We start from the raw sequence: 25,401 nt of genomic DNA on the forward strand, positions 1-25,401 counted from the left end.
ACTCCGTTGTTATGCTGATCTTTCTCGTTCAGAGGATACCATCGCGGAATTGCTTGGCAATGGTAAAAAACTCGGCCAACCCCGCAGGATCGCTGCGGTCGATGCGCTGGCGCAGTTCGGCCAGGCTCGCCGAGAAGCCATCGATGCTCGCCAGAAGAGCCGTCCTGTTCATCAGGGCGATATCGCGCCACATGACCGGATCGGAAGAGGCGATGCGGGTAAAATCCCTGAAACCGCCGGCGGTGTAGGAGAGTACGTTCTCCCCTTCCACATCGGCCGTTCCCACGGCATGCACCAAGGCGTACGCCACGACATGTGGCAGGTGGGATATTTCGGCGAAGATCCGGTCGTGGTGCCCCGGCTCCATGGAGCAGACATTGGCCCCGGCAGACCGCCAGAGCCGCGCCATCGTATCACATGCCCCGGCATCGGTGTCCCGGGTCGGCGTCAGGATGCAACGCTTGCCGTTGAAGAGGGATGCAAAGGCTGCCCCGGCGCCCGAATGTTCGGTGCCGGCAATGGGATGCCCGCCGACAAAGGCGCATCCGGGCGGCATGAGCGCCTCGCACTCCTGCACGACCGCGGTCTTGACACTGCCGCCGTCGCTGACGATGCAGCCGGCGGGGAGAAAGGGGGCGATCTCCCGTACCACCGCCGGAATGGCACAGACCGGGACCGAGACGAACACCACCTGGGCATCCCGCACACCCTGAGCGGCGTCGGGGGCGATCTCATCCACGATCCCCAGGGAGAGGGCCTGCTCCAGATTGCTGCGGTCGGTGTCGATGCCGACGATGGCGCCGACCGTGCCGGCCTCACGCAGGGCCCGGGCAAAAGAACCGCCGATCAGGCCGACGCCGATCACGGCCAGACGCTCAATGATCATGGACATACCGCCTCGCTCCTACATCGACCGCGGATAGGAACCGAGGACTTTGAGAAATTGACAGCACTCCTTGAGTTCTTTCAGGGCCGTCGCCACTTCCGGTTCGGAGGCGTGGCCGAACAGGTCGAGAAAAAAGATGTACTCCCAGGCCTTTTTCTTGTAGGGGCGCGATTCGATCTTGGAGAGATTGATGCCGCGCTTGGCAAAAGGTTCCAGCATGCGGCAGAGGATGCCGGGCTCATCCTTGACGGAGAACAGTATGGAGGTCTTGTCGTTGCCCGAACGCTCGATCTCCTTACGGGCGATCACCAGGAAACGGGTAAAGTTGTTGACCTGGTCCTCGATCCTGGTCCTGACCACCTTGAGGTCATAGAGCGAACCGGCCAGTTCGCTGGCGATGGCGGCGGCGGTACCGTCTTCGCTGACGATCTGGGCCGCCACGGCCGTGGAGGCCACGTCCACCAACGGCACGCCGGGCAGATTCTCGTCAAACCATTGACGGCACTGGGCGATGGCCTGGGGGTGGGAGTAAACCTTTTTGACGTCTTCAAGCCGTCCGGAACGGGACAACAGGTCGTGATGCACCTCCAGCAGGATCTCGGCGGTGATCTTCAGACTGCTCTCCACGAACATGTCGAGGGTATGGGAGACGACCCCTTCGGTGGAGTTTTCAACCGGCACCACGCCATACAGCGCCTTGCCCTTCTCCACCTCCTCGAAGACCGACGGGATCGATTTGAGCGGCACCAGTTCCGCGGAGAGCCCGAACTGCTGCATGGTGGCCAGGTGGCTGAAGGTCGCCTTGGGCCCCAGAAAAGCAACTTTCATGGGGGATTCCAGGGCAAGGCTGGCCGAGATGATCTCGCGGTAGATACTGCGCAGGGCGTCATTGGGGAAAGGCCCGGGGTTGCGGCTCAGCAGCCGCTCATAGATCTGGCGTTCGCGGCCGGGAACATGAAACTCCATATTGCTGCCGGACTTGAGCTTGCCGACCTCGACCACCACCCGCGCGCGCTCGTTGAGAAGCTCGACAATCCGGTTGTCGATACTGTCGATGCTGGTGCGGAGCTGTTCGATTGTGGGGGTTTCCTGTTGCAATGAAGTCCACCTGAAAGCGTTACGGGATTTCTCAATAAAGAAGAGGGTCAATTTACTGCATAGCCGCTTCAAATGCAACCACTATTAAGTATACGGAATAGCCGTCCGGGCGCAACCCCCTCCCTGCACGACAGGGCTCGGGCCGCATTATCCCCCCTCAGTGGAGAGCCGCCCCGAAACGCTCCAGCCATGCGTCAAAAATTTGAAGCTTGTCCTGCCCAAAACCGGAAAGCTTTTCGCGAACCCGCTCCGGTGGCGTTCTGAGGGTCAACCTTCCGGGATTCTTTGAAAAAAACAGATCGGCGAAGCAGATGATCTCTTCCGCCGTCGTCCGGGGGACCATATCCCTGGGGGGAAGCGGCAGCTTCTGGTCTGCGATGTCCCGGGCCGTCAGGCCGACGCCGATGTGGCGTTCGCACACCAGGGCGTGACGCGGCAGCCCCTCGCGCTCAAGGATTTCCCGTCCCAGGATGCCGTGCATGATGTAGGGATGCACCCCCAAGGCGCCGATCCCAGGGGCGGCGACCCTGCAGACGCCAATATCGTGCAGCATGGCCGCTTCCTGTATGAAAGCACACTCATCGGGAGCAAGAGCGACCTCACGACCGACCGCCAGGGCAAGTTCCGCCACCGCGCGCCCATGGGTGGCGGCGATCTCCAGCCCCTCCCCTTCAAAGTACCTGCCCAGTAGTGCCATCACATCCACCATCTGTGTCTTCACCGCCAAAAGTCAAATTTTAGACACCCTTTTGTAACAAAAGGGCTTTTAAAATGTCATTATTTTGTCTTCAATTTTCAATGCCATGTTTTTATTACGTAATTTATTTGGCATGCCTTATGCTTTTATAAAAAATGCCCCACCAACCCGGGCGGGTCCGGATGGATAACCAAACAGGAGCAGATAGTCATGTACGCCAAGTTCTCGTTTTATTCCGTAGCGCAAATGTACGCCATCAGCATTGGAGAGCCGGTTGCCATCCTCCTGGGGCGGGACAATCTCTACTGGGTCGTCGATCAGGTCCGCGCGTCCGATTACCTGAACGACGGCTGCTCCCTGCTCTGCGCTGCCGGCTAGGAGACCCGCCGCCTCACGCCGCTCCTCGCCGGGCGGAACGCCAGTATCCCTTTTTATACCTTAATCCCCTTCCGAATAAAAGCGTTTGCGTATTCCCCTTTCCATCAGCTTTCAACCTGGGACATCCCCTCTTTCGACAAAATCTTGACCCGCATCATTAATTTTCCCGCCCGGGCAGGCTATGCTGCAACCATACTTCACGAGGCGAGGAGGTTGACACCATGGAACTCAGAAGCGGCCTTGGCGACAGGGCCATCCAAGACGTGATCCAAACATATCCGGAGATCGGCGGGATTCTCAACCGCTATGACATCGGTTGCGTGACCTGCTCGGTGGGTATCTGCCTCTTGAAGGACGTGGTCGCCATCCATGGCCTGGCAAAGGACGACGAGACGGCGATCCAGCAGGAAATCAACCGCTACCTGACGACGAAAGGAGAATGAATCATGGCACATCCCGGATGCGGCTGCCCCGGCAGCGCCGCGCGTATCATCGAACAACCGGCATCGCATGGCGGCACCGCGGTCGCCGTCCCTTCAGAGCTTCGGCAGTGGCCGGTGCAACTCCATTTGGTGCCGCCGACGGCACCCTATTTCCAGAATGCGGACCTCCTGATCAGCGCCGACTGCGTGGCCTATGCCATGGGCGGCATGCACCAGGACCTGCTGAAGGGCAAAGCCCTGGCCATCGCCTGTCCAAAGCTGGACGACACCACCCCCTATGGGGAAAAGCTGGCAGCCATATTCAGCGCCAACGCCATCAGGAGCATCACTGTGGCCATCATGGAGGTGCCCTGCTGCCGCGGTCTGGACATCATGGTCCGGGAGGCGCTGGCCCGAAGCGGGCGGGAGATCCCCCTTGAGAGCGTCGTGATCGGCGTCAACGGAGAACGGAGGAACTGATGGAAACCGGGATTACCCAGGCGCTGGTCAATGAACACCGCCTGATTCTGAGGATGGTGGCCCTCCTGGAACGCAACGCCCGCCGCACCGCCGCAGGAGCGTACGACGAATGGCAATTCTACCTGGACGGCACGGACTTTATCCGCACTTATGCCGACCGCTTCCACCACGCCAAAGAGGAGGACGTCCTCTTTGCGGCGCTGCTCGAAAACGGCATGCCCCGGGAGCACAGCCCGGTGGCCGCCATGCTGCTGGAGCATGACCAGGGCAGACGGCACGTGGGCGCCATGGAGGCGGCGGCCAAAGAGGCAGCGGCGGGCAACGGCGGCTGCGCTGCGCTCGTTGCGGAACATGCCCTGGCCTACGCCGAACTGTTGCGCGCCCACATTGCGAAAGAGGACGGGATACTCTACCCCCTTGCCGAACGACTCATACCTGCTAGACTGAAAAGCAGCCTCATCGCGGGCTATGCGGCGGCAGAAGCAGGGAAACCGGCCGGTTTCGCGGCCCGTTATGAAGCGCTGGTATCAAAATACGAGCAAGAGGGGTAGATCACATGGAGACCGAGCAGCTCTGCCGCATCGTCATCGATAACGCCAGCGACGCCGTGCTGTTTTCCGACAGCAAGGGGATTATCCGGCTCTGGAACAGCGGCGCGGAACGGATGTTCGGCTATCGCCGCGAAGAGGCGCTGGGGAAGTCCCTGGACCTGATCATACCCGAAAACCTGCGCCAACGGCACTGGGACGGCTACTTCCGGGTCATGGCCAGCGGCACGAGCCGCTATAGCGTCGAATTGCTCTCCGCCCCCGCCCTGTGCAAGGACGGCAGCCGCATCTCCACGGAGTTTTCCCTGGTTCTGGTCACGGATACGGCCGGGCAGGTACAGGGCGTTGCCGCGATCATCCGTGACGTGACGGCGCGCTGGCAGCGGGAACGGGAGCAAAAGGAACGCATGCGGGAATTGGAGTCGCTGCTGAAAAATGCGGTGCCGGGATAAAGAGGGAGCCGTTCTGTCATCTGCTCCCGGGACCGCATTGTTTGCTTTCGCAGTCAGGGCAGATGCTGTAGCTGAACATTGCGCCGGAGTGCTTGCTGATATAGGTCTCCAGTTGGTTCCAGTACCCCTTGTCGTCGCGGATTTTCTTGCAGGAATGGCAAATGGGGAGCAGGCCGCTCAACGTTCTGACATCGCACAACGCCCCCTGAAGATCTCCGATAAGCCCTTCGCGCTCTTTTTCGGTCTTCTTCCGATCACTGATGTCCTCAATCTGGACGATGAAAGATCCCGGAGCGCTTTCGTCGTCCCTGAGGAGTGAGGCCGTCAGTTGCACCCAGACCAGTTCGCGTCCCTTGGTTATGTACCGTTTTTCCACGGTATAGGCGGATAGTTCCCCGTCCAACAGTCGCTCCACGTTGGGGACATCCAGGCTCAGATCGTCGGGGTGGGTGACCTCTCCGAAGGTCAAACCTTCAAGGGCCGCCTTTTCATATCCCAGGATGGCGCACAGGGCGTGATTGACCTGGATGAACGTGCCGTTGAGGGAGACGATGGCCATCCCGATGGGGGCATTCTCCAAGGCGCTGCGGAATCGTGCCTCGCTTTCCCGCACCGCCTTCTCCCGGGCGGAAAGTTGAGCCGCCATCTGGTCGAAGGTCCGGGCCAGGTCCCCCAACTCGCCCCCGCCCAGGCCATCGGAAACCCGCGTGTGCAAATCTCCTGCCGCCAGCCGGTGGGAAGCCTCCTGCAGCGCCGTGACCCTGTTGACAAAACAATGCTTGCCGATAAACAGGGCCAGGAGGATGGCCGCCACCAGGAACAGCGTCAGGAACGCCATATTGTAAAACTGTTTCTCCGCCGCTTTGCTCAGGGTGGCCTGCAGAGGGATACCGGCGCGAACGTACAGGTAGGGGAACGTTTCATTGCGTAACCGCAATTTGGTATAGGAAATGATCCGCCGGTCGCCGGACACCCCCACATCAATAAACGAGTCCTCCTCGGGACCGTTCACCATGCTCATGAAGACCCCGTCGTTGACCTTTTTGCCGATGAACCTCTCGGGGTTCAGGTTTCTGTCGATTATCACCCCGTTGTAGTCGATGATATTGAAGGTCGTCCCCGCGGGCAGGTCGGCCTGGTTGAACAGGACGTTGTAGTGGTCGAAGTTGAAATTGATCGCAATGACGGCCGAAACCTCGCCGTTTTCATCCAGGACCGGATACCCGAAACCGATGGTCGGTTTTGTGGAAAGCTGGCCGATGACATATTCGCCGGAAGAAAACTGCCTGGTTCTGGCCGCATTCCGGAAGGTGCGCTTGTCCTGCAGGGATATGGGCTTGGTAAGAGGCAGGGCCGATGCCCACACCTTTCCTGTCGGGTCGGTGATGACAATATTCGCATACTGGGGATTCAGGGCGAGAACGCTCGTCAGAATACCGTTGACGGCCGCGGCCTTATGCTCCCTGACCTGGGGCAATTGCCCCAGAACGGTCACCAGCTGTTGTGCGCCCGCGGTAAGGTTTCTCTGTTCTGATGCGATGCTGTAGGCCAGCTTCCTCGTCTCGACGATACCTTCCTGCAGTGCGTCATGGCGCTGGTCCAGGCCAAAATGGACGATCAGCCCCACAGCCGGCAAGGCAAGCAGAAGGGCCAACAGAAGCAAAAGCTTGCGCAGCGACAGGGAGACGAGGCGGTTGAGCAGGCGTTGTATCATGAACGCGTCCTTGAGAGGCCGTTGTGCCGGCGAGGCGCTCGGGAGATGGATTTCCTGCCGGGAGCCGGGGCAATCATCAACGAAGACATGGCGAGGCGCCCCGCAATTCGTTCGGCATGTTCGTGCGGACATCACCACGGCGCGACATGACCGCAGCAACGTGGTGCATGCATAAACGTGCAAAAGCCGGGCCTCAAATCGGGTCATGCCAGGGATTGGCCGGACTATCGGTATTTTTTCCCAAAAGAGAAGCGGCACAACGGCCTCCCCCGGAGGGCCGGAACAGGGATTGCGCGCCGCTTGGCCGGGCGGCGAAGGGGTGGAGATTGGAGGGTGGACAGAAAAAATAATAATGGGGATACCCCATCAGGAGATCCCCATCGTCACAACGGTTTTCCGGCAAATTCTGTTTACATCCCGCCAAATAGCTGGGTTTCTCCCGGTGAAAACATTTTGTCCAGGGAAAGGAGCACCAACAGGCGGTCCGTACGATTGATGACGCCCGTGATGCACTCCTGATCGATACCGCCCGACACCACGGGTGGAGGAGGCTGTATCTCGCTGTCGGAGATGCGGATGACCTCCGACACGGCATCGACGATGAATCCCGTCAAATTGCCGCTTACATCCACGACGATGATGCGGGTCTGGCTATTGCTCTCCACTTCGGGCAAGCCGAATTTGCGGCGCATGGAGACAATGGGAATCACGCGGCCACGGAGGTTGATGATGCCCTCGATGTAGTGCGGGGTGTTGGGCATATGCGTAATGGCGGTCATCCGGATGATCTCGCGGACCTTCAGAACTTCTATGCCGAATTCTTCGTCACCCAGGTTAAAGCTGACGAGTTGGTTGAGCTCTCCCTTGGACTCATCACTCTTGACCACCAGTTCGTTGGACATCATCCCATCCTTTCTGTGTTTCAGATCGTTGTCGCACTGCCCATTCTATACCAGTTTGCCAAGGCCCTGTCAAAGCCTGAACGGCCCGGCCGCAGCAGCGGGCGGAATGCACGCGCCTGCATCAATGCCCGCGATTTCGCGTGCGCTTCTTGCCCTTAACGTTCTCATGGCGCTTATGCGTCTTTTTCACCTTTTGCACACTATGCTTCCTGGCTTTGGCGGACGGGGCGTCGTATTTGATGCTGCTCAGCAACAGCTGGGGCTCCGCAAAGCCCGGATCGGCCTTTTTTGCCGCCTCCAGCATCTCCCTGGCCTCGGAGATGCGCCCGCTTTTCAGGTAGGCCCGGCCGAGGGCAAAGAGCGCCCTGGCATTGTCAGGCTTCAACTCGAGTGACTTCCGGTACTCGCTGAAGGCCAGCTCATAATCCTTTTTGAACTCATAGACGATCCCCAGGCGGTAGTGGCGTTGCGGGTCGTCCGGCGACCTTTCCAGCCAATCCTTGACAAGCCCGGTCAGGTCATCGAAGCGCTTCTGCCTGACATAGAGCGTGATCAGGCCATTGCGGGCTTCCTCGTCCTCAGCGTTCAGCCGGATGACTTCCCGGTAATGATACTCCGCCTTTTCGGGAGACGAACGGCGCATGAGTATCCGCGCCAGTTCCCGATGACCCTCGATACTGGTCGGATCGAGGCGCAGGGCCTCTTCGTACTCCAGGACCGCGTTTTTCAGATCCTTGCCACGAACGTACACCCGCCCCAGGTTCAGGTGATACAGCGGGTTGTCGGCTCTCGTGCGGATCAGCTCGCGGTACTGCTCCGCCGCCTCGGCAAAACTGCCGCGCCAGGTGAATATCTCGGCCAGTCTGCGCCGGGCGTTGACGTTGGAGGGGTCGGACTGGAGCGCCCCACGGTAAAACGACAGCGCTTCATCGAGCTGCCCCTTGCGCTCGTTGAGCAGGCCAAGCCGGTACAGCGTTGCGCCGTCCTTTGCCCCTCCCTTGACCAGCGCCGTGAACGTCGCCGCGGCGTCATCGTCATGGCCGGCCGCCATTTGGGCGTCCCCCAGTTTCTGCTGTACGCCGGTCCAGTCGGAGCGTCCCTTGAGAGCCGTCTGGTAGGCGGTAATGGCCTTGCCGTATTCGCGTTCCGCCATGAACTCATCGCCCTTGCGGGCGAAGTCTTCCGGGTCGATGGTGACATCGATCCCGGCCAGCAGATACTCCTTACGGGCCGCCTCCCGGTCGCCCTTTTCCATCAGCACATCCGCCAAGAGCTTGTGCCCCTTCGGGTCAGAGGCATTGGCCGCAAGGTAGGTCCGAAGCTGACCGGCCGCCTGGTCGAGCTTGCCGGCCCTGCGGTAGACTCCGGCCAGCCCGAGACGGGCGGCCGCATCGCCGGGCTTCAGTACCAGCAGCCGGTCATACGCGCTTGCCGCCTTGTCGTACTGTTTGAGGTCTTCATAGGCCCTGGCAAGGCCGGCATGAATAGCGGCGTCATCGGGGAAGGCCCGGCGTGCCGAGCTGTAATGGAACAGCGCCAGGGCCGGCAATGCCCCCTCCCCCATGATCGTGCCCAGGGCTCGATGATAGCGGGGATCGGGCTTGCCCATAAGCCCTCTGGTCAGTTCGACCGACGCCTCCCTGTCCCGCCCCTGCTGGAGGAGCAGCAGGCCAAGGTTGCCATGGGCTTCGGCAACGGTGGCGTCTTTGGCCACCACCTCGCGGTAGAGCGCCATTGCGCTGTCCAGCTTACCGGACCGTTCGGCCCTGAGCGCCTTGACGAAACGCCCGGCAGCACCATCCGGGCATACTTTGAGAATGCCCTCTTCCTGTTTCAACCGTTGCGGGGCAGCGCTGACGGCGGTGAGCGTGTCGAGGGACCTGCGCGCTTCCGTGCAGGGGTCGGACTTGGACAGCCCCCAGGTAAAACCGCAACAGAAAACGACCGCGATTACGAGAACAAAAAAACGAATAAAGGTCATGCCTTGCATCATGGTTACCCGATCCTTCCTCCACCCCGGAGGACCTTGCAGCGATCCCCCGGGGTGAGAACAGCTTACGGCGTCATCACGACAAGTTCGTCGCGGCGATTCTTTTTCCAGGCCGCCTCGTCATGCCCCTGGTCGGCCGGACGCTCTTTGCCATAGCTTAGACGGCAAGCCGCCCGTCGGAACCCCCACCAGTGCCATCAGATACTCCCTGGCAGGACGAGACTGCCAGGGGGCACACGTGCAGCAGTCGCCGACGGTATGGCCACGGTTGCAGGAACATGGCGGGATTCAAACGAACGAAGGGGAACGGGGAGGAGCGCGCGGCGTTAAAAGCCGTAACAGCAGCAGGAGGGAAACGAACGGCACCGTGAGGGGACTGGCCGGCGGCTGGCTTGCGGGAGGAGCGGCTTGCGGAATCGACCACCCCAGGGCAACGGGTTCATTGCACTGTTTTGCCGGCGCCTGCTGGAGCGGTTTTCCCGTGGGAGGTTCCAGAACGGCGCGCGGTGATGGCTTCGGCTTGTGCGGACGTGACAGGTTTGGGACCTTCATCCCGAGGAACAACAGGAATAAAGGCAGGGCAAAGCAAACCAGGTGCCTGGTCAGGTGGTGCCGCATGGCGTGGTACATGACGACAGTAATATCAGATTGTTGCAGCAAAGTGCAACCGAATTGGTCGGCACGCCGTGGGGCGTTCGCCCCTCTTCCCCGCTACTCCTTGCTCCGGGGCAGATCCTTCGCCTCATTCTCATGCTTGGCACCCCGGTCCCCGAGGTCGCAGGAATTGGACATTCAGGTGGGCACGCCGAGGCGCGGCAGGATAAACTTCTGGAGCACAATCCACACTGCCAGGAATACGATCAGCACTATCAGGTCTTTCACTCCGTCACCTCGCTTTTCAGACTCAGGCCGGGCAGGTTGTGTGGGGATCGTATCCTCACCCCCTGCCCAATAATTCAATTTATACTATATAACAAAAAACATATCAAGAATAATTCACAAACGGAAACAGGGCCGGCCGACGCCGGGGCAGTGCCTTTGGGCCCACAGGCACCGTGATGGTTGTGACAGTACGCGGGATGGGGTATAGTGTGTTCGTGGCTTTGCTGCCCGAGCGTCTGTTTCCCGGAGGTACGCCCCTTGCTCATATCCCTGTTTTTGACCGTACTCTTGCTGACCGGTGAACTTCAGCACCCTTGTATGTCCGCGGCGGAAACAGCCACGATGATCGCCCAACCGGCCCGGGGCGACGAGAAGGGAGCCGAGAAGGAGAAAAAGGAGCCGCTCCCGGCTGCGGAAACACCGGTCGTTACCCGCCACACCATCCGCCTGAAGGGCAAGGAACTGGCCTATACGGCGACCGCAGGCAAACTGCCGGTGCTCAACGATGCCGGCGAAACCGAGGCCCGGATCTTTTTTGTCGCCTACACCGTTCCCACCCCCTCGCCCAGCGTCAAACGGCCGCTCCTGTTCATCTTCAACGGCGGTCCCGGCTCATCGTCGGTCTGGCTGCACCTCGGGGCTGCCGGCCCCCGCATCGTGCGCATGCTGCCCGATGGCAGGATGCCCGCTCCCCCCTTTCGCCTGGATGACAACGGCACAACCTGGCTGGAATGGGCTGATCTGGTGTTCATCGACCCGGTCGGCACCGGCTACAGCCGGGCGGCCAAGGCGGATCTGACGAAAAAATTCACCACGGTCCAGGGGGATGTGGACTCGTTGGGCCAGTTCATCAGGCTCTATCTGGGACGCTACGAACGCTGGGGCGGACCGTTGTTCCTGGCGGGGGAGAGCTATGGGGCCTTCCGCTCCGCCGGGCTGTCCGAATACCTGCTTGAGCACGGCATCGCGCTCAACGGCATCGTGCTCGTCTCCTCGGTCATGAACATGCAAACCCTCAGCTTCGATCAGGGCAATGACCTCCCCTACCCCCTGTTCCTCCCCAGCTATACGGCAACGGCGTGGTATCATGGCAAGCTGGCGCCCCCACTCCAGGCCGACCTGGACACGACGCTGGCCCAGGCCGAGTCATGGGCGGCAACGGAGTATACGGCGGCCCTGGTCCAGGGGGATGGCCTGCCCGCCGAAAAACGCCGCGAGATCGTCGGCAAACTGGCCGAATTTACCGGACTGGATGCGGCCTTCATCGCCAACCGCAACCTGCGTATCGACAACAGAAGCTTCGTCAGGGAACTCCTCCGCGACCGGCAGCAGATGGTCGGCTATCTGGACAGCCGTTTCGCGGCACAGGACCTGGAACCGTCGAGCCATCGCGGCTTCGACCCCACCGTCGCCGTCATCCGCCCCCCCTACACCGATGCGTTCAACCGCTATATCCGCGCGGAACTGGGGTACCAGTCCGATCTGGAATACTTTACCCTGGGCGGCGGCATCGGCCACTGGGACTGGGAGGCGAAGAACAGCTACGCCGACACCAGCGACAACCTGCGCAACAGTTTTGCCAAAAACCCCTCCATGAAGCTCTTCGTGGCTATGGGGCTCTTCGATCTGGCAACTCCCCACTTTTCCAGCGCGTACACCCTCAACCACTTAGGCTTGACGCCGGCGCTCCGGAAAAACATTTCAACCCGCCGGTACCGTGCCGGCCATATGATGTACCTGGACAGCGTCTCCCGGGAGCAGTTGAATCGCGACGTCAAGGAGTTCGTCCAGAGGACGCTGGCTGAAAACGAATGAGGTAGACGCCCCGGACACAAGGACCGCCTCCCGAATGTATCTTTTCCCTATACAGGTACTTTCCGCCCCCGACTTCAAAAAAAATCAAACAATCTCAGCGTGCTGGGCCCGCGGCCCCGGCATCCCGCATCGTCACGGCTGTATGGGATTGGTATACAGACCCCCATGGAGCAGGTACTCCGAGCGGTTACCCGCCCTCGCCGCCAAAAACAATATCCAATAATATAACCATGTTACAACCGCATAAAAAACTTTTTACGTTATGGCATGGCCGATGCAATTTAAAAGGTCAAGGAAGCGGACACCCGAAGAAAGAAAGGAGAGAGCCATGAGAACCTTATCAGCAACGCTAATGTCCCTGATGATCACTGCCGCAAGAGCGATGGCAGCGGGAGGGGGAAGTGAAGGCGAAGGTATGGGTTTGCTGGCCACATTCTTCATCGCGTTCGGGATACTGATCGTCCTGTTCCAGTTCATCCCGGGTGTCATGCTGTTCGTCGGGATGGTGAAAGGGATTTTTTCAGCCAGCGATGAAAAATCGCACGGAACCATGGGCACAAAATAGTCCGCAAACGGTTGGCGCGAGAGGGAAACGGCCGGTCTTCGGACGGAGTCAAGACAGGGAGGATGCCATGAAAACCACACTATTGAAAAACGCTCTGCTTTTGAGCATAGGTTCCGTTTCCAACGCGTTCGCCGCGAGCGGCGCACGGGAAGACAACAGTGGGCTGTTCGTATGGATATTCCTGGGATTCTGCGCCCTGATCGTCATTGCCCAGCTCATGCCGGTCGTGCTGCTGCTGTTCGGCTTCGCCAAGGGGCTCAGCAAGGACAAGGCCGCCGAACCGCAGACGGTGAAGAGCAAATAAGCGAACGCGAACCGGGGCGGGAACGCCTGCCCCGGCTCAGGGGTTGACGGCCACGGCAAGCAGAACCGGGTAGACGCGCTCCCCCTTGCGCACGGTGGTGGCACTGCGGACAGCGATGGAGACGAAGCCGGCCCGGGCGAGCAAGCCCTCCAGTTCTTCCCGGCTGAAACCGTGGTGGAAGACGCCGGTCTGATCCTCGTGGAAGCTGCCGTCCTCGGTTTCCAGATCAGCCAGGGCGACCCAGCCGCCGGGGCGCAACAGTCCCCGCAGCGACGTCAGGAGTGGGACGATCTCCGGGATGTGGTGCAGGGTCATGGCGCTGGTGACGAGATGAAAAGGGCCTGCGGGCAACTCCCCCTGTTCCAGGTTGCAGCGAAGCGCACGCGTATTCGTAATGCCTGCTGCGGCGCATTTGGCGGTCAGGCGGTCCACCATCCCCTGGGAGCTGTCCATGCCGACCATGCTGTGCAGGGCCGGCGCCAGGTCGAGGGTCAGCAGTCCGGTGCCGCAGCCGTAGTCCATCCCGTCCCAGTCGGCCGAAAGCGGGACCGCATTCTTTATTGCCGTCCCGATGTCCGCAGCCAGCTTTACCCGACGCGGCTCCTCATCCCAGGTTGCTGCGGCACTATCGAAATTCTTCCGTTCCATGATATTCCTCCCCAATGGCCTGTTACGGCGTGTTCCACGGCGCACGCCCGGCGCTTCGCGTGTCCCGTGGAACACGTCCCGCCACAACGGCTTCCCGACGATCATACCTCAAGGGTATACCCGACCTGCGCAACCTGGAATTCCCGCGGCACCTCCCGCGACAGGCGCGCCGCGGCGGCAAACCCGGTGCAATGGCCGGCCGCGATCTTCCTGATCCCCCACTCCTTGACCGCCTGAACGGTTTTTTCCGCCTGCTCCCGGCCGCAAAACGCCAGATGGGTCCCGCCGATCAGGGCATACACATCGCGCCGGCCGGTCGTGGAGGCGATATGTTCCAGGGTATTGATCACTCCGGCATGGCAGCACCCCAGCACGACCACCAGCCCCCTGCCGGTCTCCAGCACCAGCGACTGGTCGTCAATCGTGACGTCCAACTCCTGTCCGGTGCAGTCACGGTACAGCCCCTGGTCACCGGTTTCGAACGCCGTGACGCGGGGGATCTCGCCCGTAAGGTGAACGCCGGGGGCCAGTTCGCGGAATGCCGTCGAAAGATCGAAGGCCGCCCCGGCCCGTTCCAGCTGCTCCCGCCCCTGGGGCAGGCCGATGGGCAGGCACTCTCCCGTATCCTTGACCCGGTAACGGGGGGTGAAGATCGCCGTGTGCCCGTACACCCGGCGGGGTCCGCACTCCTGCAGGTAGGGGAGCAGCCCGCCGGCATGGTCGAAATGGCCATGGGAAAGGGCCACTTTGCCCACGGCAGAAAGATTCTTGTTCATCCGGCGGGCGTTGTGCAGCAGGGTAAGCCCCTGGCCGGTATCGAACAGGATGGCCTCCCCGCCGGACGGTTCGATCAGGGCGGCAAAGCCGTGCTCTCCCAGAGTGCCGGAGATGGGGCCGACCGAATTTTCACACAGGACGGTAATACGAAAGTTCATATGCCACCTTCTTCTCCATCTTGACCCCGGATGCCGTCACACCTCACCAAAATATATCAATATACATATAGTAAAGACCATGTCAACCACGGCAACAAAAACGCCCGGCAGCATCAGGCTGCCGGGCGGCAAAAACGGGGATTACAAGGGCACTCATGAAGATGTGCCGTTAGCGTCCGACCTCGGCGATGGCCTCTTTTATGGCGTTTCTGGTAATCTCGCGGCTGCCGATCAGGAGTTTCCGCTTTTTGGTTCTGGGATTGTCGATCACCACCGTGGGGGTAGCCTTGACGCCGAAACCGCGGAAGATGGATTCGAAGAGCTTGACGCCGTTCATGATCTCGACGAAGTTGTGGGGCCGCAGCGTGATGCCCAGGGGAGCCACCGCCGCCTGGACCTGCTCCGGGGTCGGGCTCTTGGTGCTGCGGGAGAGTTCGTCCAATACATGGCGCAGGCGCATGTATTTGTCCTTGTTGTACACGATGAATTGCAGGTTGAAGGGGGTGTAGTTGGAGGTGTCCGGGTGGATCGGCATATCGACGAACGCCACGCGGGCCGCTGCGGCAATCTCCGGGAAGGCCTTCTCAATTTCTGGCTCCACCTTGCGGCAGACGGGGCAAAACCAATCGCTGACAACGTACACCGTAGTATCGCTCTGGCGCTTGCCGAAGTAGATGTCGGGCCCTGCCGCCTCCGCCTCCTTCTGCACACCGGCCACGGCAGCGCCGAGGCCGATCAGGAGTGCGAGGATCATCACTGCAATATGGGTACATCTCGTTTTCATGCTTCCTCCCAATGCCGTATGCGTAACCAGCAATTCGTAGATCAGGGCGAGCCCCGCCGTGGCGACCATGGCCGCAATGCCGAGACAGACCGGACACCAGGCGCCGATAACGTACTTTTGGATCCAGATCAGCCGCAGTTCGGCCCCGGCGGCCCCAGCGACGCCATAGAGCAGCAGGGTGCCGGCAAGGGGAACGCGCCTGCGCAGGGCCGCCCCCAGGATCAACACGCCGAAGAAGAGGCAGCCGAACCAGCCGAAGTCCATGCCGAAGATGGTATATTTGGCCGTTTCACTGCACAGGGCCGTGCAGATCTTGAGGCCGGAAAGGATGGAGAGGGTCAGGCCGGCCAGAAGCGCCAGCCAGAGCACTACGCCGGCGACCGCCGTACCTGCGCGGGAAGATGATGGCATCGAGCTGCTCATTGTTTGTTGTGGAATCCGTAACACGTCGATAGTTCGTCGGTTATTCCCAGGGGGCATCCCCCTGGCCGCGATCAATGCCCACAATATAGCACGGCGGACGTAAAATGCGAGTGCAATCTTTCATTAACCTGACGGCAACGGGGCACTTACCCCGCTTGACCCGGCGGCCCATCATATCTATAGTAACGGCTGATGCATTCCATCTGGATAGACGATACCACCCCGAGGCGAGCGAGATGACATCCCCCCTGCGCCACAAACCGTTCCTTCTTTTTCTGCTGGCGCGCGCCGCTGCCACCATCGCGTACCAGATGACCGGCGTCGCCGTGGGGTGGCAGATCTATTCCCTGACCCATCGCGCCTTCGACCTCGGCCTGGTCGGACTCGTGCAGTTCATCCCCTCGGCGGCGCTGGTGCTGCTGGTGGGACACGTTGCCGACCGCTACGACCGCCGCCGGATCGTCGCTCTCGCGCAGTTCGTCGAGGCGGCGGCGCTGTTCGGCCTCTGTTTGGGAAGCCACGCCCAGTGGGCCGGCAAAGAGGCCATACTCGCGTTCATCTTCCTGATCGGCATCGCCCGCGCCTTTGAATTCACCACCCTCCAAACCCTGGTCCCCACCCTGGTGGCCCAGGAGACCCTCCCCCGGGCAATGGCGCTCAACGCTTCGGTCAGGCAGGCGGCCGTCATCCTCGGCCCGATGATGGGCGGCTTCCTCTATATTGCCGGCCCTGCGGTGGTTTACGCCGTCAGCGGCGCGCTCTTTCTCCTGTCGGCCGCCGCCATTGCGGCAATTAGGATCGAACGGCCGCTGTCGCAGCAGCGTGAACCGGTTTCCCTCCACTTCGTCTTTGCGGGAGTTTCTTATATCCGCAGCCGTCGGGTGGTGCTGGGTGCCATATCCCTCGACCTCTTCGCGGTGCTGCTCGGCGGCGCCACCGCCCTGCTGCCGATCTATGCCCGCGACATCCTCTCCGCCGGCCCCTGGGGGCTCGGCTTCCTGCGTTCCGCGCCGGCGGTCGGCGCCTTTGCCGCATCCGTCTACCTGGCGCGCCAGCCGTTGCAGCGCAAGGTAGGAAAGGTCATGTTTGCCGCAGTAACCTGGTTCGGCATTGCCACCATCGTCTTCGCCCTCTCCACGTCCATCGCCCTGTCGTTCGTGGCCCTGGTGGTGCTCGGCTGGTCCGACATGTTGAGCGTGGTCATCCGTTCGACCCTGGTGCAGTTGGAGACCCCCGACGAAATGCGCGGACGGGTCAGCGCCGTCAACGCCATTTTCATCGGCACCTCCAACGAACTGGGAGAATTCGAATCGGGACTGACCGCCGCCTGGTTCGGGACCGTGCCCGCCGCACTGATCGGCGGTATCGGCACCTTGCTGGTGGTCCTGCTCTGGCGGCGTTTCTTCCCCGAACTGGCGCAGCGCGAGCGGCTCCAGGCGGATTGAGGCTTTCTTCCGGTACGCCGCTGTGGTATTACTGACGGGATGATTTTTGTACGGGGAGCAGGGATAACAGTGATCATGCCAGACCGACAACACCATGGGTACGGCATCCGTGCCGGCCTCGGGCGCATCCTGCAGGCCGGCCTCGCCCTTGTCGTCCTGTGTCTCGCGGCCCTGCCCGCCTCGGGCGCCACCGACGACCAGAGCCGGAATCCGGGCGACAAGGTCATCATCGTCGGCGGCAACCGCGCCTACCCCCCCTACGAGTTCCTGGACAAGGACGGCCAGCCGGCCGGCTACAACGTGGACCTCACCCGGGCCATCGCCAAGGTCATGGGGATGAAGGTGGAATTCCGTTTCGGCGCCTGGTCCGAGATGCGCACCGCCCTCATGAACGGCGAGATCGACGTCCTCCAGGGGATCTCGTTTTCGGAAGAGCGCCTGGGTTCCATCACCTTCTCCCCCCCGCACACCATCGTCCACCACGCCATCTTTGCCCGCAAGGACACGAGGCCGGTCAACTCCATCGAGGAGTTGCGCGGCAAGGAGATCATCGTATTCCGCGACGGGATCATGCACGATTCCCTGAGGAACCTCGGTTTCAGCGGCAATCTGCACTTCGCCGAAACCCCGGCCGACGCCCTGCGCCTGCTCGCCTCGGGAGCCCACGACTACGCGGTCGTCGCCATCCTGCCCGGCATGTACCTCATCCGGGAACTCCACCTGACGAATGTCGTCCCGGTGGCGACGAGCATTGCCGCCCAGAAATACTGCTATGGCGTCAGAAAGGGGAACGACGAGCTGATGACCCGCATCAGCGAAGGGCTCGCCATCCTCCACAAAACCGGCCAGTATCAGGCGATCTACGACAAATGGCTCGGCACCCTGGAGCCGCCGCCGGTTTCCTGGGAGCGGGCCGTACGCTATGGCGCCCTGGTCCTGATCCTGCTCCTGCTCATCCTGGCCGCCACGGTGGTCTGGTCCCGGACCCTCCAGAAGCGCGTGGCGCTGCGGACCCAGGAACTGGCCCGCGAGTCGGCGGAGCGTAAACGGGCCCTGGAGGAACTCCGCCGCCACCAGGACAAACTCATTCAGGCCGACAAGATGGCCTCCCTAGGGATCCTCGTCTCCGGCGTGGCCCACGAGATCAACAACCCCAACGGCCTGATCCTGCTCAACATGCCGATCCTCAAAGAGGTCTACCAGGACTCGGTGGAGGTGCTGGAGGCCCGTTACCGGGAATCCGGAGACTTCCCCCTCGGCGGGCTCCCCTATTCGCGCATGCGCAACGAGGTCCCGCACATGCTGGACGAGATGCTGGAAGGCTCCAAACGCATCAAGCGCATCGTGGAGGAACTCAAGGATTTCGCCCGCCAAGACGACAACTCCGGCAGCGACCTCTTCGATCTGAACCAGGTGGCCCAGGCGGCCGTGCGTTTGGTGGACAGCTCGCTGCGCAAGGCGACGGTCAATTTTTCGGCGGAATACGCCGCCGACATCCCCCAGGTACGGGGCAACGCCCAGCGCATCGAGCAGGTGGTCGTGAACCTCCTGCTCAACGCCTGCCAGGCGCTGCCCAACACGGAGTGCAGGATCGCCCTGGCCACCTTCCGCGTCAGCAACGCCAGGATCGTGGCCCTGACCATAACGGACGAGGGGGTCGGCATCGCCGCCGAGCATATCCCCCGCCTTACCGATCCGTTCTTTACCACCAAGCGGGAGACGGGGGGGACCGGGCTCGGCCTCTCGGTGTCGGCGGGAATCGTCAACGAGCACGGCGGGACGCTCAAATTCAACTCGACCCCCGGCGCGGGCACGACCGTCATCCTGACCCTCCCGGCCGCCGAGGAGACGCCATGAGCCAGAACCTCTACCCCCCCTTTTGCATACTCCTGGTGGATGACGAGCCGGCCTGGCTCCGCTCCCTCTCCCTCACCCTGGAGCGGTCCGCCGGCATCACCAACATCCTCACCTGCCAGGACAGCCGGGAGGTGAAGGAGATCCTCGCCGCCCGCAATGTGGGCCTGATCCTCCTCGACCTCACCATGCCCCATGTCTCGGGAGAAGACCTCCTGACCATGATCGCGGAACAGCATCCGAAGACCACCACCATCGTGATCAGCGGCATGAACCAGCTGGAAACCGCCGTACGCTGCATGCGGCTCGGGGCCTTCGATTATTTCGTCAAAACCGTGGAGGAAGACCGGCTGGTGGGGGGGGTGCTGCGCGCCATCCGGATGCTGGAACTCCAGCGCGAGAACCACGAGATGTCCAGCCGCGTCCTTACCGGGGCGCTGCGGCATCCCGAGGCCTTTACCGCCATCATCACGGCCAACCAGGCCATGCACGCCATTTTTTCCTACGTGGAGGCGGTTGCGGTCAGTCCCCAGCCGCTCCTCATCACCGGGGAAAGCGGGGTCGGCAAGGAGCTCCTGGCCCGCGCCACCCACCTTTTGAGCGGCTGCGCGGGACCGCTTGTGGCGGTGAACGTGGCCGGCCTGGACGACACGGTGTTTGCCGACACCCTGTTCGGCCATACCAAAGGGGCCTTCACCGGCGCCGACCAGCCGCGCCGGGGGATGATCGAGGAGGCCGCCGACGGCACCCTGTTCCTGGACGAAATCGGCGATCTCAGCATCCCCTCCCAGGTCAAGCTCCTGAGACTCCTCCAGGAGGGGGAATACTTCCCCCTGGGGAGCGACCGCCCAAAACGCCTCAAGGCGCGGATCATCGTGGCCACCCACCACAACCTCGTCCAGAAGGAGGCGGACGGGAGATTCCGCCGCGACCTCTTCTACCGCCTGCGGACCCACCACGTCCAGGTCCCGCCGCTCAGGGAGCGCAAGGAAGACATCCCGCTTTTGCTCGACTATTTCCTCGGCAAGGTCGCCCACGCCCTGGGAAAGAAGAAGCCGACCCCTCCCCGGGAACTGGCCCAGCTCCTTGCCACCTATTCCTTTCCCGGCAACGTGCGCGAGCTGAAGGCCATGATTTATGACGCCGTCAGCGTCCACCGCGACCACATCCTCTCCATGGACACCTTTTTGCGCGGCATCGGCCGGCCCGAGGCCGCGTCCGTGGCCGCCGCTCCCGAAGGCAACCCCTTTGCCCATCTGGAACGGCTCCCCTCCTTTGCGGAGGCGACGGAACTGCTCGTTGCCGAGGCCATAACCCGCGCCAAAGGCAACCAGACCATCGCCGCGCGCTTGCTCGGCATCTCCCAGCCCGCCCTGAGCAAACGCCTCAAACTGGCGCGCGAGCAGGAGGAATGAGGCGCGCCGTCCGGAGCCCCAGCCAATGGCCGGTTACCCTTCAGCGTCTTCCGTGAAGGCTACCTGAATTTGCCCGATGCCGGCACCGCCCGCTTAAAAGCCCATGCCTCGATCTTTTTGATCTGTTCGGCCATGGTAATGGACAGGGGGACCGTTTGGCTGATCATGACCATCAGGTCCTGCTGGGTCATGGGCCGCTGGTCGGCAAGGGCTTCGAAAACAGCCGAATTGACGGCCTGCTCGATCTCCGCGCCGGAGAAGCCGCGCGTGGAACCGGCCAGGAGGGGAATGTCGAAGGAGGCGGGGGCCACCTGCCGCTTGGCCAGGTGGATGCGAAAGATCTGCTCCCGGGCCGCCGTTTCGGGCAGGCCCACATAGAATATCTCGTCAAAGCGCCCCTTGCGCAGCACCTCCGCCGGAAGCATTTCGATGGCGTTCGCCGTGGCGGCCACAAACACCGGCTCACGCTTTTCCTGCATCCACGTCAGAAAGGTCCCGAGCACCCGGGACGCCGCCCCGCCTTCGGACTTGAAGCCGTGGGTCGTGATCCCGGACTCTATTTCATCGATCCAGAGCACGCAGGGTGCCACCGCCTCCGCCGTATCGAACGCCAGGCGCAAACTGGCCTCCGGTGTGCCGAACAAGCCGCCGTAGACCGTTGACATATCGAGCCGAATCAGGGGAAGATGCCACTCCGCCGAGATCGCCTTGACGAACAGCGACTTGCCGCAGCCGGCAATCCCCATGACCAGCACCCCCCGGGGAAGCCCGACTCCGGTGGATATGCTCTCCAAGCCAAAGGCTCTGGTGCGCCGTTCCAGCCAATGTTTGAGGTTCTCCATCCCGCCGAGCTGGTTGCAGCCGGCGGTATCCACGACCAGCTCCATTATGCCGCTCTGTTGAATGATCCGCCGCTTGTTTTCCAGAAGCGCCGCCACCGGGTCGGTGCCGCCCGCCATGCCATCCAGACGCAGCAGACGCACCGACCGTTCCAGATCGACCAGATCGAGCCCCCGGGCAGCCACCGCCAGCCGTTCGAACAGTGTGGGGTCCTCCTGGCACGCCTTGGCAAACGACGGCTCCCGGCTCAGCAGATGTTTCAGAAATTCCTTGATCTCCTCGATCCCGGGAAGCCCCTGGGTTGCGATGATGCTGTCCTCCCGGAGGCTTTGGGGCACCCACTCTTCGTCCCCCAGGATGACCGTCACCTTTCCCCTGCCGTTCGAGGCGGCGGCAAGGTCCTTGAGCTTTCTGACCAACAGCGGATTGTCACGCCACAACCGGTGAACGTCTTTCATGATCATCATAAAGGGGCCGGGCTGGGCGATGGCAAAATCGAGGGCCCTGAGCGGGTCTGCCGTATCCTGTACCACGGCCCCGTCCCGGCAGAGGCCCGTGGTACAGGTCCAGACAAGGGGAGTCCCCATTCCCTTGAGCCGCGCGGCGACCTGATTTAAGAGCCGCTCGCTGCGTTGCTCATTGCCGGTAACGACATAAAACAGCACCGTACCGATGCCGATCATGCGCATCATCTGCTGCTGCGTCAGATTTTCCATAACGTCCCTCCCCCAGAACTCGAACGGCCATCCTATAATGATGTTGCCATGTCTTTCGGTGCGCGGGCCACAACGCCGGTGTGCAGGCTACATTTTCAGGCGGGTCCGGTAGATTTCGCTCAAAGCCCTGCCATGGGCATCAAGGGTATGCAACTGTTCTGCCATTTCACGCCCCAACCTGCCAAGCCGCACCCGCTCGTCCCTGTTTCCCATCAACCAAGTCATTTTGACGGCCAGATCGGTGGAATCGCCGTAGGCGGCATATACGCCGGAGTCCCCCAGCAGTTCCCGGTTTGCGGGCAGGTCAAAGGCGACGGTCGGCAGCCCGCAGGCCATGTAGTTCAACAGCTTGCCGTTGGACTCGACCAGGGAAAGCTTGGGGGATACGGCAACGTTGCCGGCCGAGAGATAGATCGCGGCCTTTGCGTAGTCAACCCTGCCGGTAAAGATCATCATCCGCTCTATGCCGAGTTCCAGGGCCTTGGTCCGGTACTCTTCTTCGGGAGCCCCCATGATCAGAAAACGGATCGGACTCCCCTTCGACTTGAGCAGGACGATGGCGGAGAGCAGGGTATCAATACCCTGGTTGCGATCCAGCGTACCGAGATATACCACAAGCGGCGCCTTATGCGGGAGGCGCAGCATGGTGCGCACCTCCTCGCGCGGGTGAGGGCGGAACAGGGCAGTATCGACGCCGTCCGCCAGGGATGCGACTCTTTCCGCGGCAACCCCCCACCGGCCGACGAGGTTTCGGGCCACGGAACCGGAACTGGCAAGGATAAGATCGGCGGAGCGCGCATTAATGCGCCGTTCCAGCCAGGAATTGAAGCGGTGCAGCAACGAGCCTTCCTTGAGAAAGCCTTCCTCGACCATGCCACCGGCGAGGCTTCCCTGGTAATCGAACACCAGGGGGATGCCCAGCCGTTTTTTCACCCGACCGCCGATCCAGGCCCCCTCGTGCCCATAGGCATGGATCAGGTGCGGCTTGAACATTCGGGCGAACTTGAGCGCCTGATGTGACATGAGCAGATCGACATAGGGCTTATGCCACGAATGGTGCCGAGGCACTCGTTTCAGCCAGGGGACACGGGACATCCTTGTGGTTGACACTCCCGGCATGTCGCGCCCGAAGTGGCCGGTAAAAATCCGGACATTATGGCCGCAACGGACAAGGGCCTTTGCCTCTTCGTAGACCCTCACATCGTTCCCGCAGTCTCCAAAATAGGGGGCCGGGGCAAGCAGCATGATCCTGAGCCTTCTCTCAAGCAAAATGTATCCTTTCCTTTCACGCGCTTGCCGTTCTCCTCGCGGCTGTCGGCGGGCCGGCTGGCAAAAAGTCGCGTGAAGCGGTTCTATGTTTTGCCGGTACGAGTTTATAACCTCATGAGCATGGAGTAAATGTGTAAATTCCGAGAAAATCGGAACAAGTACGCCGCCTGGAAGCACGCGCCCCCCTGGCTGGCAGCAGCCCGCAGGGCAGTCGTTCCTGTCCGGAAAAAGCAGGCCCCGGCATGGGGGGAACCGCCCGGGACCAAAGGGTATAACCCAAATTATACCCATAACATCGGTTATACCACCAATCTTTTACGCAGTATCAGGCGGTTCCGCACCGCCTCCCAAGCACCGCATAACCCTGGTTATACCCTTTCAATCACAGCCCAAAACCATAAAACAGTGTTTAACGTTCAATTCCGGCTACTTGAATACAGGCATCAAGTTGGTATTCACCTTGCTGATATGGTTTTATATTTGCCCAGCAGCGGCTCCAGACAGGCGACAATCTGAACCAAATACGGTTTAAATAAACAGATGAAAGGGATGTGTATGAAAACGAAGAGGTTTTACCAGCATCTGTACGTCCAAGTGCTTGCGGCGATTGCCATTGGCGTTGTCCTCGGCAACTTTTACCCGGAAACCGGCGTTGCCATGAAGCCGTTCGGGGACGGGTTCATCAAGCTGATCAAGATGATCATCACCCCGGTGATCTTCTGCACGGTCGTCACCGGCATCGCCGGCATGGAGGACATGAAGAAGGTCGGCCGCGTCGGTGCCAAGGCGCTGCTCTACTTCGAGGTGATCACCTCCCTGGCCCTCGCCATCGGTCTTATCGTGGTGAACGTCATCCGGCCGGGCGACGGCTTCAACGCCGATGTGACCAAGCTTGATACAAAGGCGCTCGCCGCCTTCACCACCCAGGCGAAATCCCACACCATGGTGGATTTCCTGCTCAACATCATCCCGTCGAGCGTAGTTGACGCCTTTGCCAAAGGCGACATCCTGCAGGTACTGCTCTTTGCCCTGCTGTTCGGCTTTGCCCTGTCGGCCCTCGGGGAAAAGGGGAAAGCGGTGTACCGGCTGATCGACCAGATCTCCCAGGCCCTCTTCGGCATCGTCAACATTATCATGAAATTCGCGCCGATCGGGGCTTTTGGCGCCATGGCCTTCACCATCGGCAAGTTCGGGGTTGGGTCCCTTTCCAAGCTGGGCATGCTCATGGGAAGCTTCTACCTTACCTGCATGCTCTTCGTTCTGCTGGTGCTTGGCCCCATAGGCAAGCTCTGCGGCTTCAACGTCTTCAAGTTCATCCGCTACATCCGGGAGGAACTCCTGATCGTCCTGGGCACCTCGTCCTCCGAATCGGCCCTGCCGCGACTGATGGTCAAACTTGAAAACCTGGGGTGCAAGAAATCGGTGGTCGGCCTGGTCGTCCCCACCGGCTACTCCTTTAACCTGGACGGCACCTCCATCTACCTCACCATGGCAGCGCTGTTTGTCGCCCAGGCCACCAACACCCCCCTTACCTGGACCCAGACCCTGACCATCCTCGCCGTACTGCTGCTTACCTCCAAGGGGGCCGCCGGAGTTACGGGAAGCGGTTTCGTCACCCTCGCCGCCACTTTCGCCGCCATTCCCACCATCCCCCTGGCTGGCCTGGCCCTGATCCTGGGCATCGACCGGTTCATGTCCGAGGCACGCGCCCTGACCAACTTCGTCGGCAATGGCATCGCCACGATCGTTGTCTCCCGATGGGAGAACGAGCTTGACGTCGAGCGAATGAAACATGTGCTCAACAACAATCTGACCGGCTCCGAGGAACCCCACGGATTCGCCATCCCCGAGAGCGAACCGGAGATGCTTGCCGACTAGAGGCGAAACACCCTGCACACAGAAAAAGCCCGCTCCACGCGGGCTCAGACCATTGACAAAC

The 25,401-nt window shown here is 61.3% G+C and carries 23 protein-coding genes; 12 read left to right on the forward strand and 11 right to left on the reverse strand.

Annotated elements, in window-relative coordinates:
• Positions 1-28 precede the first annotated feature (28 nt).
• From FO488_RS11360 to FO488_RS11370, 3 genes are all read right to left on the reverse strand, one after another.
• Positions 29-892 (reverse strand): prephenate dehydrogenase/arogenate dehydrogenase family protein, encoded by an 864-nt coding sequence (locus FO488_RS11360; protein WP_149210663.1) that lies wholly within the window; start codon positions 890-892, stop codon positions 29-31.
• Between the two features lie 12 nt (positions 893-904).
• Positions 905-1,984, reverse strand: a complete 1,080-nt coding sequence (gene pheA / locus FO488_RS11365) for a prephenate dehydratase (protein ID WP_149210664.1) — start codon at positions 1,982-1,984, stop codon at positions 905-907.
• A 157-nt stretch (positions 1,985-2,141) separates the two neighbouring features.
• A complete protein-coding gene (locus FO488_RS11370; protein ID WP_240731874.1) occupies positions 2,142-2,681 on the reverse strand; it encodes an HD domain-containing protein in 540 nt (179 codons plus the stop codon).
• A gap of 210 nt (positions 2,682-2,891) precedes the next feature.
• Between FO488_RS11370 and FO488_RS19435 the strand changes: the two genes are divergently transcribed.
• The 5 genes from FO488_RS19435 to FO488_RS11390 all read left to right on the forward strand — a co-directional run bounded on the left by FO488_RS19435 (position 2,892) and on the right by FO488_RS11390 (position 4,961).
• Positions 2,892-3,059, forward strand: a complete 168-nt coding sequence (locus FO488_RS19435; RefSeq protein WP_168205801.1) for a hypothetical protein — start codon at positions 2,892-2,894, stop codon at positions 3,057-3,059.
• Positions 3,060-3,280: 221 nt separating this feature from the next.
• Entirely contained in the window at positions 3,281-3,502 is a 222-nt protein-coding gene (locus FO488_RS11375; protein WP_149210665.1) for a hypothetical protein, read from the forward strand.
• Positions 3,503-3,505: 3 nt separating this feature from the next.
• The gene (locus FO488_RS11380; RefSeq protein WP_149210666.1) at positions 3,506-3,961 is read left to right on the forward strand and encodes an iron-sulfur cluster-binding oxidoreductase; all 456 of its coding nucleotides are present in this window, start codon (positions 3,506-3,508) and stop codon (positions 3,959-3,961) included.
• Positions 3,961-4,512: a hemerythrin domain-containing protein gene (locus FO488_RS11385; RefSeq protein ID WP_149210667.1), complete on the forward strand. Its 552-nt coding sequence runs from the start codon at positions 3,961-3,963 to the stop codon at positions 4,510-4,512. The genes FO488_RS11380 and FO488_RS11385 overlap by 1 nt, the downstream gene beginning before the upstream one ends.
• A gap of 5 nt (positions 4,513-4,517) precedes the next feature.
• Positions 4,518-4,961: a PAS domain S-box protein gene (locus tag FO488_RS11390; protein ID WP_149210668.1), complete on the forward strand. Its 444-nt coding sequence runs from the start codon at positions 4,518-4,520 to the stop codon at positions 4,959-4,961.
• A gap of 16 nt (positions 4,962-4,977) precedes the next feature.
• On the opposite strand, the gene FO488_RS11395 is transcribed toward FO488_RS11390, so the two are convergent.
• The 3 genes from FO488_RS11395 to FO488_RS11405 form a co-directional block, all read right to left on the reverse strand.
• Positions 4,978-6,675: a cache domain-containing protein gene (locus tag FO488_RS11395; protein WP_168205994.1), complete on the reverse strand. Its 1,698-nt coding sequence runs from the start codon at positions 6,673-6,675 to the stop codon at positions 4,978-4,980.
• Between the two features lie 410 nt (positions 6,676-7,085).
• On the reverse strand, positions 7,086-7,577 hold the full coding sequence (locus tag FO488_RS11400; protein WP_149212169.1) for a chemotaxis protein CheW: 492 nt from the start codon (positions 7,575-7,577) through the stop codon (positions 7,086-7,088).
• A gap of 121 nt (positions 7,578-7,698) precedes the next feature.
• Positions 7,699-9,570, reverse strand: a complete 1,872-nt coding sequence (locus tag FO488_RS11405; RefSeq protein ID WP_149210670.1) for a tetratricopeptide repeat protein — start codon at positions 9,568-9,570, stop codon at positions 7,699-7,701.
• A 1,221-nt stretch (positions 9,571-10,791) separates the two neighbouring features.
• Between FO488_RS11405 and FO488_RS11415 the strand changes: the two genes are divergently transcribed.
• The 3 genes from FO488_RS11415 to FO488_RS11425 all read left to right on the forward strand — a co-directional run bounded on the left by FO488_RS11415 (position 10,792) and on the right by FO488_RS11425 (position 13,133).
• Positions 10,792-12,264 carry a peptidase S10 gene (locus FO488_RS11415; RefSeq protein WP_240731876.1) on the forward strand — a complete coding sequence of 491 codons (1,473 nt, stop codon included), beginning with the start codon at positions 10,792-10,794 and terminating at the stop codon, positions 12,262-12,264.
• Positions 12,265-12,592: 328 nt separating this feature from the next.
• Positions 12,593-12,829, forward strand: coding sequence for a hypothetical protein (locus tag FO488_RS11420; RefSeq protein WP_149210672.1), 237 nt, complete (start codon positions 12,593-12,595; stop codon positions 12,827-12,829).
• Positions 12,830-12,896: 67 nt separating this feature from the next.
• Positions 12,897-13,133: a hypothetical protein gene (locus FO488_RS11425; RefSeq protein WP_149210673.1), complete on the forward strand. Its 237-nt coding sequence runs from the start codon at positions 12,897-12,899 to the stop codon at positions 13,131-13,133.
• Positions 13,134-13,169: 36 nt separating this feature from the next.
• Here the strand turns inward: FO488_RS11425 and FO488_RS11430 are convergent, their stop codons facing one another.
• From FO488_RS11430 to FO488_RS11440, 3 genes are all read right to left on the reverse strand, one after another.
• Positions 13,170-13,781: a class I SAM-dependent methyltransferase gene (locus FO488_RS11430; RefSeq protein ID WP_168205995.1), complete on the reverse strand. Its 612-nt coding sequence runs from the start codon at positions 13,779-13,781 to the stop codon at positions 13,170-13,172.
• 101 nt (positions 13,782-13,882) lie between these two features.
• Positions 13,883-14,716, reverse strand: a complete 834-nt coding sequence (locus tag FO488_RS11435; protein ID WP_149210675.1) for an MBL fold metallo-hydrolase — start codon at positions 14,714-14,716, stop codon at positions 13,883-13,885.
• Between the two features lie 169 nt (positions 14,717-14,885).
• Entirely contained in the window at positions 14,886-15,911 is a 1,026-nt protein-coding gene (locus FO488_RS11440; protein ID WP_240731878.1) for a thioredoxin domain-containing protein, read from the reverse strand.
• Between the two features lie 248 nt (positions 15,912-16,159).
• Between FO488_RS11440 and FO488_RS11445 the strand changes: the two genes are divergently transcribed.
• From FO488_RS11445 to FO488_RS11455, 3 genes are all read left to right on the forward strand, one after another.
• Complete coding sequence (locus tag FO488_RS11445) at positions 16,160-17,368, forward strand: MFS transporter (RefSeq protein WP_149210677.1); 1,209 nt, start codon at positions 16,160-16,162, stop codon at positions 17,366-17,368.
• A gap of 75 nt (positions 17,369-17,443) precedes the next feature.
• Positions 17,444-19,225: a transporter substrate-binding domain-containing protein gene (locus tag FO488_RS11450; protein ID WP_149210678.1), complete on the forward strand. Its 1,782-nt coding sequence runs from the start codon at positions 17,444-17,446 to the stop codon at positions 19,223-19,225.
• On the forward strand, positions 19,222-20,637 hold the full coding sequence (locus tag FO488_RS11455) for a sigma-54 dependent transcriptional regulator (RefSeq protein WP_149210679.1): 1,416 nt from the start codon (positions 19,222-19,224) through the stop codon (positions 20,635-20,637). Before FO488_RS11450 ends, FO488_RS11455 begins: the two co-directional genes overlap by 4 nt.
• A 59-nt stretch (positions 20,638-20,696) precedes the next feature.
• On the opposite strand, the gene FO488_RS11460 is transcribed toward FO488_RS11455, so the two are convergent.
• Complete coding sequence (locus FO488_RS11460) at positions 20,697-22,193, reverse strand: AAA family ATPase (protein ID WP_149210680.1); 1,497 nt, start codon at positions 22,191-22,193, stop codon at positions 20,697-20,699.
• An 87-nt stretch (positions 22,194-22,280) separates the two neighbouring features.
• Positions 22,281-23,462: a glycosyltransferase family 4 protein gene (locus tag FO488_RS11465; protein WP_240731880.1), complete on the reverse strand. Its 1,182-nt coding sequence runs from the start codon at positions 23,460-23,462 to the stop codon at positions 22,281-22,283.
• A gap of 555 nt (positions 23,463-24,017) precedes the next feature.
• Here FO488_RS11465 and FO488_RS11470 point away from each other — a divergent pair.
• Positions 24,018-25,340 carry a dicarboxylate/amino acid:cation symporter gene (locus tag FO488_RS11470; RefSeq protein ID WP_149210681.1) on the forward strand — a complete coding sequence of 441 codons (1,323 nt, stop codon included), beginning with the start codon at positions 24,018-24,020 and terminating at the stop codon, positions 25,338-25,340.
• Positions 25,341-25,401 lie beyond the last annotated feature (61 nt).

This window comes from Geobacter sp. FeAm09 (assembly GCF_008330225.1).
Taxonomy (GTDB): Bacteria; Desulfobacterota; Desulfuromonadia; order Geobacterales; family Pseudopelobacteraceae; genus Oryzomonas.

Excerpts from the sequence above, each read along its gene's own strand:
- FO488_RS11390 (WP_149210668.1), top strand. The coding sequence starts at position 4,518 with ATGGAGACCGAGCAGCTCTGCCGCATCGTCATCGATAACGCCAGCGAC.
- FO488_RS11385 (WP_149210667.1), top strand. The coding sequence starts at position 3,961 with ATGGAAACCGGGATTACCCAGGCGCTGGTCAATGAACACCGCCTGATT.
- FO488_RS11395 (WP_168205994.1), bottom strand. The coding sequence starts at position 6,675 with ATGATACAACGCCTGCTCAACCGCCTCGTCTCCCTGTCGCTGCGCAAG.
- FO488_RS11425 (WP_149210673.1), top strand. The coding sequence starts at position 12,897 with ATGAAAACCACACTATTGAAAAACGCTCTGCTTTTGAGCATAGGTTCC.
- FO488_RS11445 (WP_149210677.1), top strand. The coding sequence starts at position 16,160 with ATGACATCCCCCCTGCGCCACAAACCGTTCCTTCTTTTTCTGCTGGCG.
- FO488_RS11405 (WP_149210670.1), bottom strand. The coding sequence starts at position 9,570 with ATGATGCAAGGCATGACCTTTATTCGTTTTTTTGTTCTCGTAATCGCG.
- FO488_RS11400 (WP_149212169.1), bottom strand. The coding sequence starts at position 7,577 with ATGTCCAACGAACTGGTGGTCAAGAGTGATGAGTCCAAGGGAGAGCTC.
- FO488_RS11420 (WP_149210672.1), top strand. The coding sequence starts at position 12,593 with ATGAGAACCTTATCAGCAACGCTAATGTCCCTGATGATCACTGCCGCA.
- FO488_RS11470 (WP_149210681.1), top strand. The coding sequence starts at position 24,018 with ATGAAAACGAAGAGGTTTTACCAGCATCTGTACGTCCAAGTGCTTGCG.
- FO488_RS11430 (WP_168205995.1), bottom strand. The coding sequence starts at position 13,781 with ATGGAACGGAAGAATTTCGATAGTGCCGCAGCAACCTGGGATGAGGAG.
- FO488_RS11455 (WP_149210679.1), top strand. The coding sequence starts at position 19,222 with ATGAGCCAGAACCTCTACCCCCCCTTTTGCATACTCCTGGTGGATGAC.
- FO488_RS11450 (WP_149210678.1), top strand. The coding sequence starts at position 17,444 with ATGCCAGACCGACAACACCATGGGTACGGCATCCGTGCCGGCCTCGGG.
- FO488_RS11440 (WP_240731878.1), bottom strand. The coding sequence starts at position 15,911 with ATGCCATCATCTTCCCGCGCAGGTACGGCGGTCGCCGGCGTAGTGCTC.
- FO488_RS19435 (WP_168205801.1), top strand. The coding sequence starts at position 2,892 with ATGTACGCCAAGTTCTCGTTTTATTCCGTAGCGCAAATGTACGCCATC.
- FO488_RS11370 (WP_240731874.1), bottom strand. The coding sequence starts at position 2,681 with ATGGCACTACTGGGCAGGTACTTTGAAGGGGAGGGGCTGGAGATCGCC.
- FO488_RS11415 (WP_240731876.1), top strand. The coding sequence starts at position 10,792 with ATGATCGCCCAACCGGCCCGGGGCGACGAGAAGGGAGCCGAGAAGGAG.
- FO488_RS11375 (WP_149210665.1), top strand. The coding sequence starts at position 3,281 with ATGGAACTCAGAAGCGGCCTTGGCGACAGGGCCATCCAAGACGTGATC.
- FO488_RS11435 (WP_149210675.1), bottom strand. The coding sequence starts at position 14,716 with ATGAACTTTCGTATTACCGTCCTGTGTGAAAATTCGGTCGGCCCCATC.
- FO488_RS11460 (WP_149210680.1), bottom strand. The coding sequence starts at position 22,193 with ATGGAAAATCTGACGCAGCAGCAGATGATGCGCATGATCGGCATCGGT.
- FO488_RS11380 (WP_149210666.1), top strand. The coding sequence starts at position 3,506 with ATGGCACATCCCGGATGCGGCTGCCCCGGCAGCGCCGCGCGTATCATC.
- FO488_RS11360 (WP_149210663.1), bottom strand. The coding sequence starts at position 892 with ATGTCCATGATCATTGAGCGTCTGGCCGTGATCGGCGTCGGCCTGATC.